At 65.1% G+C, this 19,206-nt stretch carries 16 protein-coding genes and 1 tRNA gene; 3 read left to right on the top strand and 14 right to left on the bottom strand.

The window, feature by feature from the left end; all coding sequences use genetic code 11:
- Positions 1-17: 17 nt before the first annotated feature.
- From OC446_RS03875 to coxB, 3 genes are read right to left on the bottom strand one after another with little or no spacing between them, the layout of a single operon-like run.
- Complete coding sequence (locus tag OC446_RS03875; RefSeq protein WP_262027726.1) at positions 18-374, bottom strand: hypothetical protein; 357 nt, start codon at positions 372-374, stop codon at positions 18-20.
- A 1-nt stretch (position 375) separates the two neighbouring features.
- Positions 376-2,943, bottom strand: a complete 2,568-nt coding sequence (locus OC446_RS03870) for a cbb3-type cytochrome c oxidase subunit I (protein ID WP_262027725.1) — start codon at positions 2,941-2,943, stop codon at positions 376-378.
- Entirely contained in the window at positions 2,940-3,920 is a 981-nt protein-coding gene (gene coxB, locus OC446_RS03865; protein ID WP_262027724.1) for a cytochrome c oxidase subunit II, read from the bottom strand. The genes OC446_RS03870 and coxB overlap by 4 nt, the downstream gene beginning before the upstream one ends.
- Before the next feature lie 220 nt (positions 3,921-4,140).
- On the opposite strand from coxB, the gene OC446_RS03860 reads away from it, so the two are divergent.
- Positions 4,141-4,680: a c-type cytochrome gene (locus OC446_RS03860; RefSeq protein WP_262027723.1), complete on the top strand. Its 540-nt coding sequence runs from the start codon at positions 4,141-4,143 to the stop codon at positions 4,678-4,680.
- 115 nt (positions 4,681-4,795) lie between these two features.
- On the opposite strand, the gene OC446_RS03855 is transcribed toward OC446_RS03860, so the two are convergent.
- The 8 genes from OC446_RS03855 to OC446_RS03820 form a co-directional block, all read right to left on the bottom strand.
- Positions 4,796-5,038, bottom strand: a complete 243-nt coding sequence (locus OC446_RS03855; RefSeq protein WP_262027722.1) for a hypothetical protein — start codon at positions 5,036-5,038, stop codon at positions 4,796-4,798.
- A gap of 168 nt (positions 5,039-5,206) precedes the next feature.
- Entirely contained in the window at positions 5,207-6,157 is a 951-nt protein-coding gene (locus OC446_RS03850; protein ID WP_262027721.1) for a hypothetical protein, read from the bottom strand.
- The gene (locus OC446_RS03845) at positions 6,154-6,663 is read right to left on the bottom strand and encodes a c-type cytochrome (protein WP_262027720.1); all 510 of its coding nucleotides are present in this window, start codon (positions 6,661-6,663) and stop codon (positions 6,154-6,156) included. The genes OC446_RS03850 and OC446_RS03845 overlap by 4 nt, the downstream gene beginning before the upstream one ends.
- A 71-nt stretch (positions 6,664-6,734) precedes the next feature.
- A complete protein-coding gene (locus tag OC446_RS03840; protein WP_262027719.1) occupies positions 6,735-7,274 on the bottom strand; it encodes a DUF3341 domain-containing protein in 540 nt (179 codons plus the stop codon).
- Complete coding sequence (gene nrfD / locus OC446_RS03835; protein ID WP_262027718.1) at positions 7,271-8,584, bottom strand: NrfD/PsrC family molybdoenzyme membrane anchor subunit; 1,314 nt, start codon at positions 8,582-8,584, stop codon at positions 7,271-7,273. The genes OC446_RS03840 and nrfD overlap by 4 nt, the downstream gene beginning before the upstream one ends.
- Positions 8,585-8,588: 4 nt before the next feature.
- Positions 8,589-11,501 (bottom strand): TAT-variant-translocated molybdopterin oxidoreductase, encoded by a 2,913-nt coding sequence (locus tag OC446_RS03830; protein WP_262027717.1) that lies wholly within the window; start codon positions 11,499-11,501, stop codon positions 8,589-8,591.
- Between the two features lie 5 nt (positions 11,502-11,506).
- Positions 11,507-12,157, bottom strand: coding sequence for a cytochrome c3 family protein (locus OC446_RS03825; protein ID WP_262027716.1), 651 nt, complete (start codon positions 12,155-12,157; stop codon positions 11,507-11,509).
- Positions 12,158-12,304: 147 nt separating this feature from the next.
- A complete protein-coding gene (locus tag OC446_RS03820) occupies positions 12,305-14,617 on the bottom strand; it encodes an FdhF/YdeP family oxidoreductase (RefSeq protein ID WP_262027715.1) in 2,313 nt (770 codons plus the stop codon).
- 258 nt (positions 14,618-14,875) lie between these two features.
- Here OC446_RS03820 and OC446_RS03815 point away from each other — a divergent pair.
- Positions 14,876-14,951 (top strand) — tRNA-Lys (locus OC446_RS03815).
- A 220-nt stretch (positions 14,952-15,171) separates the two neighbouring features.
- Here OC446_RS03815 and OC446_RS03810 read toward each other — a convergent pair.
- Positions 15,172-16,734: a 2-isopropylmalate synthase gene (locus OC446_RS03810; protein WP_262027714.1), complete on the bottom strand. Its 1,563-nt coding sequence runs from the start codon at positions 16,732-16,734 to the stop codon at positions 15,172-15,174.
- Positions 16,735-17,155: 421 nt separating this feature from the next.
- On the opposite strand from OC446_RS03810, the gene OC446_RS03805 reads away from it, so the two are divergent.
- Positions 17,156-17,479 (top strand): hypothetical protein, encoded by a 324-nt coding sequence (locus OC446_RS03805; protein WP_262027713.1) that lies wholly within the window; start codon positions 17,156-17,158, stop codon positions 17,477-17,479.
- Here the strand turns inward: OC446_RS03805 and OC446_RS03800 are convergent.
- Together OC446_RS03800 and OC446_RS03795 are read right to left on the bottom strand one after the other, a co-directional pair.
- Positions 17,470-18,183, bottom strand: coding sequence for an NUDIX hydrolase (locus tag OC446_RS03800; protein ID WP_262027712.1), 714 nt, complete (start codon positions 18,181-18,183; stop codon positions 17,470-17,472). The genes OC446_RS03805 and OC446_RS03800 overlap by 10 nt on opposite strands.
- Positions 18,180-19,085, bottom strand: a complete 906-nt coding sequence (locus OC446_RS03795; protein ID WP_262027711.1) for a PhzF family phenazine biosynthesis protein — start codon at positions 19,083-19,085, stop codon at positions 18,180-18,182. Before OC446_RS03795 ends, OC446_RS03800 begins: the two co-directional genes overlap by 4 nt.
- Between the last annotated feature and the right edge of the window lie 121 nt (positions 19,086-19,206).

Raw genomic sequence — 19,206 nt, 5'->3', positions numbered from 1 at the left:
CTCGCGTATCGGGCGCATCATGCGCAGGCCGGAAGAATGAAGGCGGGGATGCCCTGCCAGAGGATGACGACGAGCGAGAGTCCGCTGATCAGAATCCCGGCCTGGCTGATGAAGCGATCGGGCGCCGCGGCCGTCTCCCCCAGCCCGCCATGGATCCGCCACGACCCGAGAAACGACAGGGCCGCCACGATAAGGGCCGCAAGCGTCGCGAGCGCCACGACCGCGTGGACGATCCCCACGCCGAGCAGGGTCACGTCCGCCCATTCGCGGCCGCACAGGGTCGACGTCACGCCGTAGATCACCGTGAACTGAACCGCCCAGGCGATGAGGCCGGCCAGCATCAGGAGAACCTGTCCCGTCCGCCGCCCGCTCATGCTAGACGCCTCCCGTCAGGCGTGGAAAGCCGTAGACGACCGCGAGCGCCACCAGGCCTTGGCCTGTCGTGTAGAACCAGAACAGCATCATATTGTCGAAGGTGGTGCGGCGGACGCTGTCGAGCCTGCCCGCGAGCCAGCGGGCGATGGTGTAGAGGCCCATGATCAGCGTCGTGAGCACGAAGAAGATCTGCAGGGACACGATGGCGTACACGGCCGCCCCGTAGGCATGGGCGGAGGGGCTCAGGCCCGTCCGCCAATGGGCCCAGAGATCCATTGCGGCGGCACCACCCACACACAGCAGCGCCGCGGCGATCAGCACCGGCACGGCGCGCGGGCTCCGGCGGTCCTCGCCCCGCAAGGTCCGGCTGGCATAGGCGATAAGCGCGGCACCGACGACGTAGAGCGTGCACGAGACGAAGGGGCTGAAGCCTTCGGGCAAAAGCGTGCCTTGCGGCGGCCATGCGGCGGGGTTTACGAGCCACAGGAAGAGATAGGAGAAGATCAGGCAGGTGAAGACCATACCGGTGACGACCATCAGGACGATCATCGCCCACCAGGAATGGTTCATGGATCCGGTCGCGTAGACGGGAACGGCGATACCGCCGCCGATATCGGCCGGTGGGCGGACGGGACCCGGATCCGTCTCCCAGAGCCACCAGATCACGCAGAAGACCGCGAGCACGCCGCAGGTGGCCGACAGGAGCACCATCTTGACCGTGAGGAGCAGGAAGAACGCGGCCGTGAACAGAGCGGCGAGCAGCGGCTGCCAGCCGGGGCCGGGAACCTGCAGGATGTATTGCGGTCTCGCATCGAACGGGCTCGTCACCAGCGTCTCGCGTCCGCCGGTGGCAGTTCCGGGCAGGTAATAGCGGCCGTCCTGCACGTCCTGCGACAGCTTGGGCTGATCCCAGAGCGGGTCGCGGCTCGCCACGATGGGGATGCTGCGCGTGTTGTAGTTGGCGTTCGGCAGCCATTCGAGCGTGCTGGCGTTCCACACGTTGCCGGCATTCTCGTCCCGCGCGATCCTGAACCGGCGGGCGAAGTCGACGATGAAGAGCGCGACGCCGGCGGCGATCATGAAGGACCCGATCGTCGAGACGAGGTTGAGCGCGTCCCATCCCATGCCGACCGGATAGGTATAGACGCGCCGGGGCATGCCGATGAGGCCGGTGATGTGCATCGGCAGGAAAGTCACGTTGACGCCCACGAACATGAGGCCGAACACCCAGCGCCCGACCCGCTCCGACAGGGCGTATTTGCTCGCCACCGGCACCCAGTAATAGAAGGCTGCGAAGAGCGGAAACACCATGCCGCCGATGAGCACGTAATGCAGGTGCGCCACCACGAAATAGCTGTCGTGCGCCTGCCAGTCGAAGGGCGCCATGGCGACCATCACGCCGGTGAGGCCGCCGAGCGTGAAGATGAACAGGAAGCCGATGATGAAGAGCGACGGCGTCGTCAGCTTCATGCGGCCCGACGCGATGGTGGCGATCCAGGCGAAGACCTGAATGCCGCTCGGCACCGCCACCGCCGTGCTGGCGGCGGAGAAGAAGCTCAAGGACATCTTCGGCAGGCCCGTGGCGAACATGTGGTGCACCCACAGGCCGAAGGAGAGGAAGCCCGTGGCTACGAGGGCGAGCACGACCAGCCGGTAGCCGACAAGCGGCGTCTGCGCCATGGCGGGCACGATCATCGACACCATGCCGGTCGCGGGCAGGAAGATGATGTAGACCTCCGGGTGGCCGAAGAACCAGAACAGGTGCTGCCACAGAAGCGGATCCCCGCCCCTCTCGGCGATGAAGAACGGCCAGTCGAAGGCGCGTTCCATCTCGAGCAGCAGCGTGCCGAGAATGATCGCCGGGAAGCCGATGACGATCATGGCGGCGAAGACGAGCATGGCCCAGGAATAGACCGGCATCTTGTCGAGGCTCATGCCGACTGCCCGGGTCTTCATCACGCCGACGATGATCTCGATGGCGCCCGCAATGGCCGAGATCTCGATGAAGCCGATGCCGAGAAGCCACCAATCCGCATTGTCGGCGGGCGAGTATTTCGCTCCCGTGAGCGGCGGGTACATGAACCAGCCGCCATTGGGCGCGAGACCGAAGAAGATCGTGCAGAAGAACACGAGGCCGCCGACGAAATAGGCCCAGAAGGCATAGGCCGAGAGGCGCGGGAACGGCAGGTCGCGGGCCGCCTGCATGTTGGGCAGGAGATAGACGCTCGCCGCCTCCACGGCCGGCACGGCGAAGAGGAACATCATCACCGTGCCGTGCATGGTGAAGAGCTGGTTGTAGAGATCGTGCCCGACGAAATCGCTCTCCGGCGTGGCGAGCTGCACGCGCATGATCAGCGAGAGAATCCCCGCCAGGATGAAGAACAGGAACGCCGTGCCGACATACCACAGGCCCACATAGGTGTTGTTCACGGCCGTGATGAAGCTGAGGCCGCGCGGAGCTTCCCATGCCTTCTTGAGCGCCTCGAACTCGCCCGCGGGACGCGGCAGCGGATTGGGAAGCGCGGGGTCCCGCTCGTCGAAGGCTTCGGAGCGCTCGGGCGCATTCATTTCAAGCTCTCCAGATAAGCCGCCAGGGACCGAAGCTCCTCACCCGTGAACGAGCCGTAGGACGGCATCCTCACGCCTGGCTTGATATGCTGCGTGTTGGCGATCCAGCCGGCGAGCGTGCCGATATTGTTGGGAAACTGGCCGGCTCCGATGGTCCGTCGGCTTCCCACATGGGTTAGGTCGGGCCCGAACGCCCCATCAGCCTCCGTGCCGCGCACAACGTGGCAGGACCCGCACCCGGCGGCGCGGAACAGCGCGCGGCCGCGCGAGAGAAACGGAAGGTCCGGCTCCCGCGCGGGCTTCTCCTGCGCGGCTCTCCAGGCCTCGAAAGCCGTGCGCTCCAGCGCCACCACGTCGAAGGCCATGCGGGCATGCTGGTCGCCGCAGAACTCCGCGCAGACGCCGCGATAGATTCCCGGCCGCTCCGCCGTGAAGCTGAGGCGGTTGATGCGTCCCGGGATCATGTCGATCTTGCCGCCCAGGTTCGGGATCCAGAAACTGTGGATCACGTCTGCGGAGGTCACTGTCACGGTCACGGGCGATCCGACCGGGACGATGAGCTCGTTGGCCGTGGAAAATTCAGACTTCCCGCCCTCCTCGGGGTATTTCACCCGCCACCAATATTGCTCGCCGATCACTTCGACCTGGAGCGCCCCCGGCATCGGCACGTCCGTGTCGCGCATGACGATCAGTCCATAGGGCAGAAGACCAGACAGAACGACGATGGGAAAGGCGAGCCCGCCGACCACGATGGTCCTGCGCCCGCCGAGCCAGGCCCGGCGCTCGGGCGGGGCGAAAATCGCGTAGAGCAGAACCCCGGTCACGAGAAGGAAGATCAGCGTCCCACCCAAAGTCATGATCAGGGTGAGCCAGTAGATCCGGAGAGCATCGCCGCCGGCCGGGTCGAGAGCCGATTGCACGCCGCTGCATCCCGCAAGCGACAGGGCGCACGCGAAGGCCGCCGCACGGGTCGTCACCGTGCGCCGCCAAGGGAGGCCCTGCCGAGTCGTTTTCAGATCCATCCGCCCTACATGGTCTTGCATGCATTGAACGGATAAGCTTGGCCGTGAGACTTGGTTCCCGCAAAACATCGCGCAGAAGGCTGTCGCCAAGCGGATCGCCCTGCAATCGAACGCTCGCGCGGGAACGCAGCACCTGCCCGCCTGTTGCCTCGTCGGACCTCCTCAAGACGAGCCCATGATCCGGCAAGCCCTCTTATGCATCGTCCCGGCCCTGGCCGGATTGACCTCCTGCAGCGACCCGCAGGGGCAGGCTGCCGCGTCGATGATCGCCGGCGGCGAGCCCGGGCGGGGCCGCGCGCTGATCCAGGCTTATGGGTGCGGCACCTGCCACACGATCAGCGGCGTGAGAGGCGCGCGAGGCAAGGTCGGCCCGGAATTGAGAGACTATGCGCAGCAGCATCTGCTCGCGGGCTTTCTGCCCAACACGCCGCAGAATCTGATCGCGTGGCTGGTCGATCCCGTGGCACTCAAGCCGCGAACGGGCATGCCCGCCCAAGGCCTGACGGAGCTGGAAGCGCGTCATGTCGCAAGCTATCTCTACACCCTCGGGGCCGGCGGGAACCCGGTCTATCCGCCCGGTCCCCCGCTCCCGCTGCGCGGGCAGGAGGACACGACGGTGGATCTCCCGCAACCCGCGCCCCGCCCCTCGGAGACGGAGCCTCGCACGCGCCGCATCGTTCCGCATCAGGCATCAGGTTCCGATGCAAAAACCTAGCGCATCGGACGGAAAAGTGGACCCGGTTTTCCGGTCCATCCGATGCGCCAGCCAAGAGAAGGAGCCTCGAGCGCAAAATTTGGCACCGGCACTGCGTGAAAAGATGCGCGACTGATCATTCGCGCTCAGGCTGGCTCGCCTTCGGTTGCACGAGGATGGCGCCATTGTTGAGGTGACGATCGTTCACGCGCTCTCTCCGCCGGGCACCATCGCCCTTCATCCGCCCATCGAACAGGAACGGCATTGTTCCCTTCGTGCTCGTCGCAGCCGGAGCGCGCAATTGGCTGGACGGAGCCTCTTGAGCGTTGGCTCCGGTCGCCGCCAGTGCCAGGGTAAAAGCGACTGCCAATCTCGACATGACAGGCTTCTCCTCTTCCATGCGGGTTCAGCGCAATGGCATGATGCGTTTCCGCAAGCATCAGGGAGGACCTGGGCGTCAGGATGGCGGGTGCCTGAACGGGCTTGGCCAACCTTAGTGGTCCAAGTCGGCGTCGGCCCGTCGGCACAGGTTTGCCGGCGAGACAGCCTAAGGCTCCGCGGCGGCCTCTTCTGCATAGGTGGGCCGGAACCTCATCACGATCATGAGTGCGGCGCCCCAGAGGGCCATGAGACTGACGATCAGACCCAGGTCGAGCCAGGACGGATCGCCCTGCGGCTGGAGGATCCAGACGAAATGGGTGGCGTGATGCAGCAGGGCAAGCGCGCTTCCGACGATCATGGCGACGCGGCTCACGCCGGAGGGCACCAGCACCAGGATGGCGGCCAGCATCAGCCCGTATGAAACGGCCACGAGGACGAGACTCTGGGGATCAGAGCGCCTCGCGTACCAGTCCGCACCCTGCGGGAGATTGGCGAGCCAGACGATCAGGAACTGCGCGAACCATGTCCAGGCCGAGAGCAGCGCCAGGGTCAGAAGCGCCCGCTCCAGGCTCTTCATGCGCATGGGAGACGCGGGCTCGACCTTGAGCAGGGCCACGAGGATGGCGATGGAGAGCGCCGCGAGAGCCTCGCTGAGGCCGAAGGCGAACCCGAACAAGCTCGACCACCAATGCGGCTCGCGCGACAGGACCCAGTCATAGGCCGACAGGCTCATGACGGGGACCAAGCAAGCCAGCCCGATGGCGCTCGCGCGGCGCACGTCGCGGGTGCGGATCAACCAGAACGCCAGGGCGACGCAGACCGCCAGATAGATCACGCTTCTCAGGAGGTAGAAGGCAGGGCTCAGGAAGGCCGCCCGCAGAGGCGGCAAGTCCCCCGGCCCGTTGGCCCAAGGAAAAATCCGTTCGAGCCCGAAAGCGAGCGGAATTCCGAGGAGGAGCAGCAGCGGCAGCGTAAGGGCAGCCGCCTCGATCTCGCTGCGCACGGGCGCCAGCCAATGCTCGCTCATGAGATGGCCGAGCATGAGCACGACGAGAGAACCCATCGCGAGGCCCGCGAGGCCGACGAACACGATATAGAAGACTTCCATCGTGCTCATGGCCGCACCGTCCCCCGGTCGGGGGGCGCGCCCGCTCCACGTGCCTGCAGGTCCTTCACGTAACGGGCGATGGCCCATCTGTCCTCGGGCAGGACGCGATCCGCGTAAGGGAACATCCGTCCCTTGCCGTGAGTGATCACCTGGACGATCTGCTCCGGCGCCAGGGCGAGCAGCCGCTCCTCATGATAGGACGGCGGCGGCGGGAAGCCGCGGGATACGATCGCCCCGTCCCCGCGCCCGCTCGCCCCATGGCAGGGAGTGCAGAAGGCCCGGAACTGTTCCTCGCCGCGCGCCAGGAGGTCCGGCGTCACCTCGGGCCCGGGAGCGGCCAGCGCCGCCTCCCTGGCCGCCGTGCCCCGCGGGACGACGCCCGGGGGAACGGGGAGATAAGGCCGCTGGACGGTGCGGGTCGACGCGACTGCGTCGCGCTCCTCCGTGCCGCTGTCGCAGGCTGCCAGAAGCCCGGTCGCGAGGAGGACGAGGGCTAGAGCTGTTTCCATTGACATGGAATCGGCTCTCTTTTTTGCTCGATCGCATCTTTTGACAGTGAACCGGGTCCACTTCACCGAAAAATGCTCTAGTCGCATGCGGGAACCTCCCGCACCGCCTGCGGCAACAGCCCTTGCAGGAAATCCCGTGTGGCTTCGCCGTCGAACAGCGGGTCCTCGCCGTGGATGCAGAGGAAGAAGCGGTCGTTGGTGACCCGCTCGAAGCTGTGCACGGAGAAGACCGGATGATGAAGCCGGGGCAGCCGGAGGATCACGAGCAGGCCGAGCAGGGTCGCGGCTCCGGCCCAGAGGATGGCGACGATCAGCGTCGAGGGGATGAAGGTCGGCCAGCTGTTGAGGGGTCGCCCGCCGACGTTCAGGGGATAGTCGATGGCGTTCATCCAATATTGCGAACCGTATTGGATGACTGCGCCGATGAGCGCCGCCACGAACGCGACCCACGGGATGATACCGGTGCGAATGCCGAGCTCGTCGGCGAGGTCCGGCAGCGGAAAGGGACTGAACGCCTCGATCCGGGTGAACCCCGCGCGCCTCGTCGCCCTGACGGCGTCCATCAGGGAATCCGGAGTCCTGAACTCGGCCATGATGCCGTAGGGGCGCTGCGTCATGACGATTTCTCCTCGTGTTCGTCATGGCGGGTCTCGAACATGGAGACCACGGGCAGGAAGCGCACGAAGAGCAGCAGGAGCGCCGCGAACAGTCCTATGGTTCCCAGGAAGAGCCCCGTCTCGGCAAGCGTCGGGCTGTAGGTGCGCCAGATCGACGGCAGGTAATCGGTCTGAAGGCCGCCGACGATGATCGAGAAGCGGTCGAACCAGATGCCAACGCCGATGGAGAAGCCGACGAAGATGCACGCGACCGTGCTCCGGCGCGCGGCCTTGAGCCAGAGGAGCTGCGGGATCAGGATGCTGTAGACGATGGCCGTCCAGTAGAGCCCCGCATAGTCGCCCGTCAGGCGGTTGAAGGTGGCCTCCTGGGCGATCCCGTCCGCGAGGAGCGCCGCAACGATCTCGTCGACATAGAGATAGGCCGACACGAGGGCGCTCGCGAGAACGAGCCTGCCGAGCAGATCGATATCGCCCTCGTCGATATACGATCCCAGGCGCAGGCCCCAGCGCAGCAGCACGGCGACGAGGAGCACGATGGACAAGCCCTGCGCGAGGCCCGTGGCGACGAAATGGAGCGGCTGGCGTGTCTCGTGCCAGTCGGGCACCAGGGTCACGGCGAATTCGAACGCCACCGTGCTCTGCATGATGAGGATCAGGGGCAGCACCAGGATCGCGACGAGGCGATAAGCGCGCTGGTGATAGGCCCAGTCCCGCACCGACCCGCGCCAGCCGAGGGCGAAGACACCGTAGAGACGCTTGACCGTTCTGTTCCGGGCGCGGTCGCGCAGGGTCGCGAGATCGGGAATGAGGCCCACATACCAGAGCAGGCTGGTCACGATGGCGTGGGTGCTGATGGCCCAGAAATCCCAGGTCAGAGTGCTGCGGAATTGCGGCCAGACCTGGAAGGTCGCCGGATACGGAAACACCCAGTAGAACAGCCAGGGACGCCCGAGATGAATGATCGGGAAGATCCCCGCGCAGATGACCGCGAAGAACGCCACGCCTTCCGCGAAGCGGTTCACGGCCGTGCGCAGATCGTGGCGGCGCAGCACCAGGATGGCCGCGAAGAGGCTCGCGCCGTTGGCGATCCCGATCCACCAGGCGTAGTTGATCAGGTCGAAGCCCCAGACGAACGGGATGTTGATGCCCCAGACGCCGACGCCGATGAGGGTGACCGAGACCAGCGTGTAGCCGAGGAGCAGCACGAGCGCCCCCGAGGCCAGGAGGGCGCCCCACCAGATCACGCCGAAGCGGCGGGCGAGCGGGACTTCCGCGACTGTTCTCGTGACGGCCTGGGCCTCGCTGGTCATGCGGCTATCCGTTCTCGGAAGACGGTTCGATGCGGGCGAGATAGGTCGTGCGCGGCCGCGTGTTCAGCGTGCCGAGCAGGGCATAGTTGCGCGGGCTCCCCTTGAGCCGGCTCACGGCGCTGTCGGGATCGTTCACGTCGCCGAACACGATGGCCTGCGTCGGGCAGGCCTGCTGGCAGGCCGTCGCGACCTCGCCGTCGCGCAGGCTCCTGTCCTCGATCCGCGCATCCGCCCGGGCCGCGCCGATGCGCTGGACGCAATAGGTGCATTTCTCCATCACGCCGCGATCCCGGACCGTCACCTGCGGGTTCATCGCATCGGGCGAGGCGGTGTAGTCCGTGCCCTGGTAATCGAGGAAGTTGAAGCGGCGGACCTTGTAGGGACAGTTGTTCGAGCAGGTCCGGGTGCCGATGCAGCGGTTATAGACCATGTCGTTGAGCCCTTCGGCCGAATGCACCGTCGCGTTCACCGGACAGACCACCTCACAGGGCGCTTTCTCGCAATGCATGCAGGGCACGGGCTGGAAATACGTATCGGGATTGGCCGGATCCCCGCCATGGTAGCGGTCGACCCGCAGCCAGTGCATCTCCCGTCCGCGCGCCACCTCCTCCGGTCCGACGACCGCGATGTTATTCTCGGCCTGGCACGCAATCACGCAGGCGTTGCAGCCTATGCAGGCATCGAGATCGATCGCCATGCCCCAGGCATGCCCCTCGTAGGACCAGTCCGGGTAGAGCGAGGGCTGCTCCATCGCGGTCTCGACGGCGTCCTTGTCGGACGCGACCACGCGTACGATGTCGCGGCCCTGCAGTGAATGATGCTGCTGCGTCGAGATCACCGGGATCCGCTCACCGGCCTTCCTGATCTCGCCGGAGGCGATCCAGGGCCAGCGGGAGGAGCGCACCGCATAGGCATCGAACCCGATGCCGTTGCCGATCCTGCCGGCCTGCCGCCGCCCGTAGCCGAGGGTCAGGGTCACGGAGCCCGGCGCATGCCCCGGCATGACCCAGACGGGCGCGCGGATCACGCGTCCCTCCACCGCGAGGTCAATCGCATCACCCGACGTCAGCCCGAATACGGAGGCGGTCTCCGGTCCGATGAGGGCCGCATTGCCCCAGACCTGTTTGGTCAGAGGCTTCGGCAGCTCCTGCAGCCAGCCGTTATTCGCATAGGAGCCGTCCCAGACAGATGGATCGGGAGCGAATACCACGTCGATGCCAGCCGATCTGGTAGGATCTGCCGGTTCATCTACCAACGCCGAACGCACCTCTGCCGCAACAGCAGGAAGGGCCGAGCCCTCGATCACGCCATCCTCGAGAGAGCGTGTCCAGCGCTCGTCAAACCCGTCTCCCCAGGCCTCCCGCCACGTGGCCTGGACAAGCGCCCGCCCGTCCAGGTTTTGCCCCGCCATGAGGCCCAGGAACTCCTCGGCGCTCAATCCCGGCCTGAGCGGCACCGTCGCCGGCTGACGCAGACCCACGGTGCCGTCGAAGGCACGTAGATCGCCCCAGCTCTCGAGGGGATGCGCTTCCGGGACATGCCAATGGCATGCCGTGGCCGTCTCGTCCCGATGCTGGCCCAGATGCAGCGACAGGGGCACCCGCTGGATGAGCGACGCCAGATCTATATCGGCCGGCGCGGCATAGACCGGATTTCCGCCGAGAACCAGGACACGGGAGACCTCGCCGGCTTCGATGGCCTGGGCCAGATCGGCCAGCGTACGCGTGTCGCCCACCATCGACCTGACCGGCTCAATGGTGCGGATCGTCGTTCCGAATGCACCGATCTGCGCATTGATCGCATGGACGAGCCCATGAACACGGGCCGGCTGCTCACGCCCGGCCACCATGAGGCCCCGCGATCCCGCGCGCCGAAGGTCGTCCGCGAGTTTCGCGACGGACGGATGCTGAGCGCCGGCAGGCGCAGGCCCTGCTCCCAGAGCTGCCGCAACGCCTTGTACGAAGGCTTCGATGTCCCGAGGCCGCAGGGGAATGCGCTCGTCCGCGCGCGCTCCCACTAGGCTGGACCTGGTTTCGACAGCCAAGAGACGGGGCAGCGCCCGGTCCTGCATCCTCCGCCGCGCCTGATAATCCGCTGCATAGCGCAGATGCCCCGCCTCTTCGGCGAAAAGATCGCCTCCCACGGTGACGACGACATCCGCCTGGGTCAGGTCGTAGACGAGGTCCAGATCCCGGCCGAATGCGGCCCTCGCGGCGGCCCTCCGGTTGTCGTCGTCGACCGGCGAGAACACGTGCCATTGCGCCAAGGGAAAGAGTTGCCGCGCCTGCGCCATCAGCCGGAGCAAGGTCGGCGACGAGGTCGGTGGCACGAGGATATGCAGTCCACGCCCCTCCCCGACCACGAGTTCGTTGCGGACGGGGCGGATGAAATTCGTCAGCTCCTCCCACGTTCGCGACGAACCGTTCTGCAGCGGGGTCTCGGAGCGATCGGGATCGTAGAGGGACAGGATCTCGGCCTGGGCGAACACATCCGTTGCACCGAGGCTTGCCGGATGCAGCGGATTCCCTTCGATCTTGATCGGCCGCCCCTCCTGCGCCTTCACCAAGACGCCCCGTCCGTAACCATTCAACGGCAGCGATGTGGCGATGGTGACGGGCACACCCGGCGTATAGCCGGGCATGTTGCGGCTCTGTGACAGAAGCGGAGCGTTCCTTTCAGCCCCGCTGCCGTTGCAGGCCGCGAGACCTCCCAGGGCGAAGGAGGCGCCCATGAGCCGGAGCAAGGTCCGCCGATCGACGGAGGAAGCCTGCACGATGTCTGGGAACTCGGCCTCCACGTAGCGGCGGATTTCCGGCAGATCCGCCAGCTCTTCCAGACTGCGCCACAGGCGTGGCCCTTCCTCCTTGGCGAGGCGGGCCTTCACGGCGTCGAGATCGAGTAACGCTTCCTCACGCATCGCGCCTACCGGTGACATGTGCTGCAGCTGGTGAGACGCCGTGACGCCTCCTGATAGAACACCCGCACATCCTCCGGCAGGTCCTTGCCGTGCGGTTCGAACCCCATCGAGAACACCGCCTCGCGTGGTCGGAGGTTAGGGGTCGGATCACGATGGCAATCCAGACACCACCCCATGGACATGGTCTGGGTCTTCACCGTCTTCGGCATCTGGTCCACGCGGCCGTGGCAGGTCTCGCAGGCCACTCCTTTGGCTACATGAGCGGCGTGGTTGAAATACGCGTAATCGGGCAGGCGATGGACCGATGTCCACGTAATCGGCTGCCCGAGAAGAAAGCTTGATCGGATGGGCTCCAGGACACTCGCGCCGACCCACACCTGCGAATGGCACGACATGCAGGTCTGGGCGGACGGCATGCCCGCATCCGCCGCGCGCTCCACGGTGGAATGGCAATATCGGCAATCGATGCGGAGAGATCCGCTGTGGAGATCGTGCCGGAATGGAACCGGCTGCGGCGCTGGCTTGCCGACATTCCACGTGCTGCCGGATCGCGCCCAGACATAGGCGACCGCGCCGGCAGCGACAACGCCTAGGCCCAGAAGCACGATCGCCACCCGAAACAGGGTGGTCGCCGCCGGTGTGAAGAGCTGCGCCATTGCCTGTGCCGCACACCTTTTGCTGGTCAGGCAATGCGCCTGAGATGAAGCTTCGCTGTTGACACAATCGGTTCGGCGCAGCTTCGTTCCCTCAGGGCATCCGAAGTTCGATGCGTTCGGGGCTCATATCAGGGTCGAGCGTGACAGTTATTCCGCTGCCTCCGGCTGCTGTTGCTGCATCAAGGCGATGCGGATCGGAATCGACTTCGCCGCCGGCACCTTGCTTTCATCCGCGTGATGCCAGACTGGGATCAGCGGATTGCATTCGGGATAATAGGCTCCGCAGCAGCCTTCGGGAATGTCGTAAGGCGTAACGCGCAGGCCATCGACTTGACGCGTCACCCCGTCGTCGACGGCGGTCGTCAGCGTCACGAGATCCCCCTCCGCCAGATTCAGGCGAGCGATGTCGTTGCTGTTCATAAAAAGGACCATGCGCGTGCCGCGCACGCCCCTGAACCTGTCGTGATAGCCGTAGACCGTCGTGTTGAACTGGTCGTTGGAGCGCAACGTCATGAGCTTGAGGATATCGGCATTCTGCTCGGCAATCCCGAGATCCGCCTCAAGGCTCTTGGGTGTCGTGAAGTTCGCCTTGCCGGTTTCGGTTTTCCAACGCCGCTCGCGTGCCGCGATGGGTCGATGAAATCCTCCCGGCTGCCACATGCGCTCGTTGAAACCACGGAAGTCTTCCGGATAGGTTTCCTCGATCGCGTCGCGCACGAGGGCGTAGTCGGTCACCCACTCGTCCCACGGCACCTTCTCATTGGTGGGCAGCGTCGCCTTCGCGATCTCCGCAACGATGCGAGGCTCGGAGAGGAGATCGGAACTTGCCGGCTTGGCAATTCCCTTGGAGCCGTGAATGCAAGCGGTCGAGTCCTCGATAGACACGGCCTGAGGACCGGTTTCCTGCTCGTCGATTTCGATGCGTCCGAGACATGGCAGGATATAGGTGATCTCACCGGGAATAAGGTGATTGCGGTTGAGCTTCGTTGAGATCTGCACGGAGAGGCGCAGACGCGGCCAAGCCTGCTCCAGAGCGTCGGTTTCAGGCGCTGCCCGCAGGAAGTTACCTCCGAGCGCCACGAAGGCCTTGATCTCGCCCTTGATGATGGCCTCGCAGGCATCGACTGTCGCCAACCCTTTCCAGCGCGGCGGTTCGAAGCCGTATTGCTCCTTGAGCTTGTCGAGGGGCACGAGCTCCGGCTTCTCCGAGATTCCGACCGTGCGCTGTCCCTGCACGTTGGAATGGCCGCGCACCGGGCAGATGCCAGCGCCCGGCTTGCCGATATTGCCGCGCAGGAGGAGCAGGTTGACGAGCATCTGTACGTTCTCGACGCCGGCCTTGTGCTGGGTCAGCCCCATGCCGTAGATGCCCATGGCGGCGTTGGCCTGTGAATACACGGTCGCGGCGGCTTCCAGGGCCTCCTGCGGCAGGCCGGAGCGGCGTTCCAGTTCCGGCCACGACGCGTGCCGGGCCGTTCGGGCGAACTCCTCGAATCCGTGGGTGTGCTCGGCGATGAAGCCATGGTCGAGCACCGGCCTGCCGCCGAGTTCCCGGGCGCGGTCGTCGGCCTCGATCAGAGCCTTGGCCATTCCCAGGAGCGCCGCGATGTCGCCGCCGATCTTCACCTGATGATATTGCGATGAAATGCGAGTCTCTGAACCCGTCAACATCTCGGTCGGGGCCTGCGGATTGGTGAAGCGTTCGAGGCCTCGCTCCTTCAAGGGATTGAAGGTGATGATCGGAACGCCCCGCTTCGACGCCTCCTGGAGCGGATGGAGCATGCGCGGGCTGCTGGTCCCCACGTTCTGACCGAAGAACAGGATGCAGTCCGTCTTTTCGAAATCGTCGAGGATCACGGTTCCAACGGGAACGCCGATGCTTTTCGGCAGGGCGACCGAGGTGCTCTCATGACACATGTTGGACGAGTCCGGCAGGTTGTTGGTGCCGTAGAGACGGGCGAACAACGCCCACATGTAGGAGGTTTCGAGCGAGGCGCGGCCGGAGGTGTAGAACACCACCTCGCGCGGGTCGAAATCCTTCAGCTCCCGGCCAATCTCCTGAAAGGCCTGCTCCCAGCTCACCGGCGCATAGGTGTCCGAGGCAGCGTCGTAGCGCATGGGATGCGTCAGGCGCCCGGCCTCCTCGAGGTCGTGGTCGGTCCAAGTCCTGAGGTCGGAGACTTTATGCTCGGCAAAGAACTCGGGCGTCACCCGCTTGGTGGTGAGTTCCCATGCGGTCGCCTTGGCGCCATTCTCGCAATATTCGAAGGGATGTGGGTCCGCCGGCTTGGCCCAGGCACAACTTACGCAGGCATAACCGTCAGGCTTGTTCTGCTTGAGCAGGATCGCGTTGCCGCTGACGAGCCGCCCCTCCTTCGTCAGGATGCTCTCGACGGATCTGACAGACCCCCATCCGCCTGCAGGACCGGAATAGGGTTCGATCTTCGGCACATCGTTCATAGGGGCCAGCCTCCCTCTTGCCGCGGTTCACGCGCGGCTTTCGACACGACCTATGTCAATGATCGGAAAGCCTGACCGTTCCTCGGGAGCGGAGAATGGCACGAAAAGTCACAGGCGGGGCGACAGCGACCGCGCCCCACCAAAAACTGCGACGGGATGCAAAAAACCTTGTCGAACAGGCTAGACAGGGGCCAACCGGTTTGTTACACGCACGGCCTCTTCAGCGGACATCGCGCCGCGAAAGAGCGCTTCGGCGACGGGTGTGTAGCTCAGTTGGTAGAGCAGCTGACTCTTAATCAGCGGGTCCAAGGTTCGAATCCTTGCACACCCACCAATCTCTTCAAGACAATTCAAGTTCGAAGGGCGCAGGGCAATCCGCCCGCGCCATAGCTGAGCCGCCTTCGACAGGTTCGAACCCTCAGCGGCAAACAGCTCTGCTATCCTGAGATAGTCTTTGATCCCAACCTCATTGTCGGCGCCCCTGCTCGTCCTCAAAGATTGGCGCGGCCATGCACCCCCGGCCCAAACCGGGGATGCTTCAGGATGAAGGAATGTTACTCCGCCGCGTGCTGGGCGTGCAGGCGCGCGCCACGGCTCATGAGCTTGTTGAGAGCACCCAGATATGCCTGGGCCGAAGCGACCAGGGTATCAGGATCCGCCGCCCGAGAAGTGACGCTGCGGTTGTCGGCGGAGAGGCGCACAGAAACCTCGGCCTGGGCGTCCGTACCCTCAGTCACCGCGTGGACCTGGTAGAGCTCCAACACCGCCTCGTGGGGCACGAGCGCCTTGATGGCGTTGAAGGTGGCATCGACCGGGCCGTTCCCCTCCTGCTCCTCGATGACGATCTTGTCATCGACCTGGAGCCGCATGGTGGCGCGCTGAGGCCCGCGGGTTCCGGCGACGATATGGAGCGAAACCAGCTTGATGCGGTCATGGGCTGTAGCGATGTTCTGGTCGACCAGGGCCTCGATGTCCTCGTCGTAGACGTGCTTCTTCCGATCGGCGAGTTCCTTGAAACGCTCGAAAGCATCCTGGAACTGGTTGTCGGAAAGGCTGTAGCCCAGCTCCTCCAGCTTGTTGCGGAAGGCCGCGCGGCCGGAATGCTTGCCCATGACCAGGGAGGTCTTGCTGACGCCGACGCTCTCGGGGGTCATGATTTCATAAGTCTGGGCGTTCTTCAGCATGCCGTCCTGGTGAATACCGCTCTCATGGGCGAAAGCGTTTCGGCCCACGATGGCCTTATTGTACTGGACCGGGAAGGACGTGGCCGCAGAGGCGAGCTTCGAGGCGCGGGTCAGCATGGTGGCCTCGATCCCGGTCTCATAAGGCAGCACGTCGCCGCGGGTCTTGATCGCCATGACGATCTCTTCCAGGGCCGCGTTGCCCGCGCGCTCACCAATGCCGTTGAGAGTGCACTCGATCTGCCGGGCGCCCCCCTCCAGCGCCGCCAGCGAATTGGCGACCGCGAGGCCCAGATCGTTGTGGCAATGGGCCGAGAAGACGGCCTTGTCGGCATTCGGCACGCGCTCTCGAACGGCACGGAACATGTCACGGTACTCGTCCGGCGTAGCATAGCCCACCGTATCGGGCAGGTTGATGGTGGTGGCTCCGGCCTTAATGGCCGCCTCCACGCAACGGCACAGGTAGTCGATGGGCGTACGGGTGGCGTCCATGGCGGACCACTCGATGTCCTCGATCAGGTTGCGTGCCTGGGTCACCGTCTGGACAATGATCTCCAGAACCTCCTCTTCCGACTTGCGCATTTGGTGCGCCAGGTGAATCGGCGAGGTGGACACGAAGGTGTGGATGCGGGGCTTGGCTGCGTGGCGTACGGCTTCGCCGGCACGGGCGATGTCGGCAGAGATGGCGCGGGCGAGGCCGGCCACGGTGGCCCGCTTGACCTGCTTGGCAATGAGGGAGACGGCCTCGAAGTCGCCGTTGGACGCGATAGGGAAGCCTGCTTCGATGATGTCGACGCCCATGGTGTCGAGCAGCTCCGCAACCTCGAGCTTCTCCTCCAAGGTCATGGTGGCGCCGGGGCATTGCTCGCCGTCGCGCAGGGTCGTGTCGAAGATCAGAACGCGGTCCTTGGAGGAGCCGGATACGGAAGCAGTCATGATTTTAGTCCTTCTCGGAGGGAGCGGCCTTTTGCGCTCAAGGTTGTTCCTGCTGTTTCAGAACCCCTGAGAGCCCAGGCGACGACGCCCAGCCGACCCTCAGGGGCAGCTAAGGAGAAGGAGGCCAAGAAGACGCGCGCGATCGGCCGCAGGAGCGGGTCCGTTCGTCGATGCGCTGTGGGAGCCGATGATCATCGCTGCCCAATCCTCCTCAGCCGCGGGCATGAAGCCGCGAACAACGGCCCGTTTGTAACGGGGCTTCGCCACGATGGCAAGCGTTTGAAACAAATGAAAAGACAAGGCTCGACTAACGTATGGCTTATGACATGAGGCGAGAAAGGGCTGGTCTCTGCGGAAATTGCTCTAGATCGGAAGAAGCTTGGCCTTTGGCCCTCGCTTTGACCGATCCAGGAGTGTCTTCATGAAAACCGCGTTCCGTTTCCTGTGCCTGACCGGGCTGCTGGCGCTGCCCCTCGCCGCCTGCAATCAGACCGCCTCGGCCCCTGCCAATACCGGCGTCGCCCCGGCAGGGTTCCGCATGCCGGAAGGGACAGGCTGCAAGGGCGAGATCGACCGGTATCGCGCCGTGATGAGCAATGATCTTGCCATGGGGCACGTGAACCAGTCCGTCTACAACCAGGTCGAGCGGGAGCTCGGCCCGGCGGACGCCGCCTGCGCCGGCGGGCGCGATGCGGAAGCGGTCCGCATCGTCCATGCGACCAAGACCCGACACGGCTATCGCTGATCGAATATCCAGCCGAAGAAGGATTGCAGGAAGAGCGGCATCTGTTCCGGGTCGACATCATCCTTGCCTCGGACAACCCGCACATCCTGCAATTCCGGCTCGACCTGGGCGGCGATGTTGGCGCGAATCCTTGCAGCGCCCTCGTCGGCTGTCACTGGAAGCGTCACCATCCGCAGGAGCGCGATGGTCGGCCATCGCTGGACGATGATCCACTCGTCGTCCACGTGGTAGTCACCTTCCGCAAGGCCCGTTTCCTCGGCCAGCTCTCGGGTCAGGCTGGTGGCGAGATCAACCGTGCCGTCGGGCCTCAGGTCCGATGGATCCGGCGTGCCGGCGGCGAAATAGACCCGGCCCGCATTGGTCGTACCGTTCCCCATGACCCCGCAGATGAAGGCCCCGTCGGAGCCGCGCAGCGCCCCCATGGCGAAGCCGTTGGCGATAGCGGGATCAGGATAGTCCTTGTCGATCCAACCGAGAAAATCGGCGTAGTCGACCTCGAAATAGATGTTGCGGCACAGATCCCGCTCGAACTCCACATCCTGGAGCAATAGAACGCGCCCGTTGAACATCTGCGGCTTGCCCGCTGTGCGCCGCTTCCAGTTCTCGGCGATGAAATCCCGGTTCTGCCTAGGCCAAGCCCAGTCGAGCGGACGGCAGAACGCCTCGACGCGAGTGACGCGCCGGATCGTGGGCTCCCGGTTCACGACAGGATCTCGCCGCGGCTCACCATCACGGCCTGTCCACCGATCTCCGCCGACACGAGAGCTCCGCTCTTGATCACCATCTGGAGCATGATCTCGCTCGGGCGTCCCATTTCGACGCCTTGCTCGATAACGATGTCATGCTCGCCGTCGCCCAAGGGCTCGCATCGCATGAGCGCGCCGGCGAAGGCTGCCGCAGCGGAACCGGTCGCCGGATCCTCCGCGATGCCCATGCCTGGCCCGTACATGCGGGCGCGGAACCTCAGACCCTGCGCGCCGGGCACGCGGGCATAAACGTAGGCGGAGGGATGATCGCTGTCGCCGAAGGCCTTGTCGAAGGCCTCACCATGGGGCTTCGAGCGCGCCAAGGCGTCAAGGGACGAGACGGGAACCAGATCGTACGCCACGCCGGCAGAATGGCGGCTGGGAACATGCTGGTCGAAGCCGATCTCCTTGGGGTCAAGGCCGAGCGCCCAGGCGCAATCGGCGCTCTCCTTGCCCTCCCCCCAGACGAAAGGCAGGCGCGGCAGTCGAAACCGCGCCGTGCCGCCTGCGGCATTCTCCACCTCGACCGCGCAGGGAACGATGCCGACCTGCTCCTTCAGGCCGAAGGCTGCGGCCCCCGCCTGCCCGTTCTGGTCGAGGAGCGCCAGCAGCACGGCCGTTCCCACCGTCGGATGCCCGGCGAAGGGAAGCTCGCGGGCCGGGGTGAAGATGCGGATATCGGCGCGCTGGCGGGGTTCGGACGGGGGGAGTACGAAGACCGTCTCGGAGAGATTGAACTCCTTCGCGATCTGCTGCATGCCCGCCGTATCCAACCCTTCGGCTTCCAGAACGACCGCGAGGGGATTCCCGGCGAAGCGCTGGGACGTGAAGACGTCGAGGGTGACAAAGCGACGGGACATGCGGGTCAAACCTGTTCGGGAGCCATCGGGAAACGGGAACGCCGATTCTTCAGCATCGGATGAGGTATCGTCGGAGCCCCTCCTGTCAACTAAACCCGCACACCGGCCTTCGGACAGGCCC

It is taken from the genome of Microvirga sp. Mcv34 (genome assembly GCF_024519725.1).
Classification (GTDB): domain Bacteria; phylum Pseudomonadota; class Alphaproteobacteria; order Rhizobiales; family Beijerinckiaceae; genus Microvirga.
This window is presented reverse-complemented; position numbering and strand designations above follow the sequence as displayed.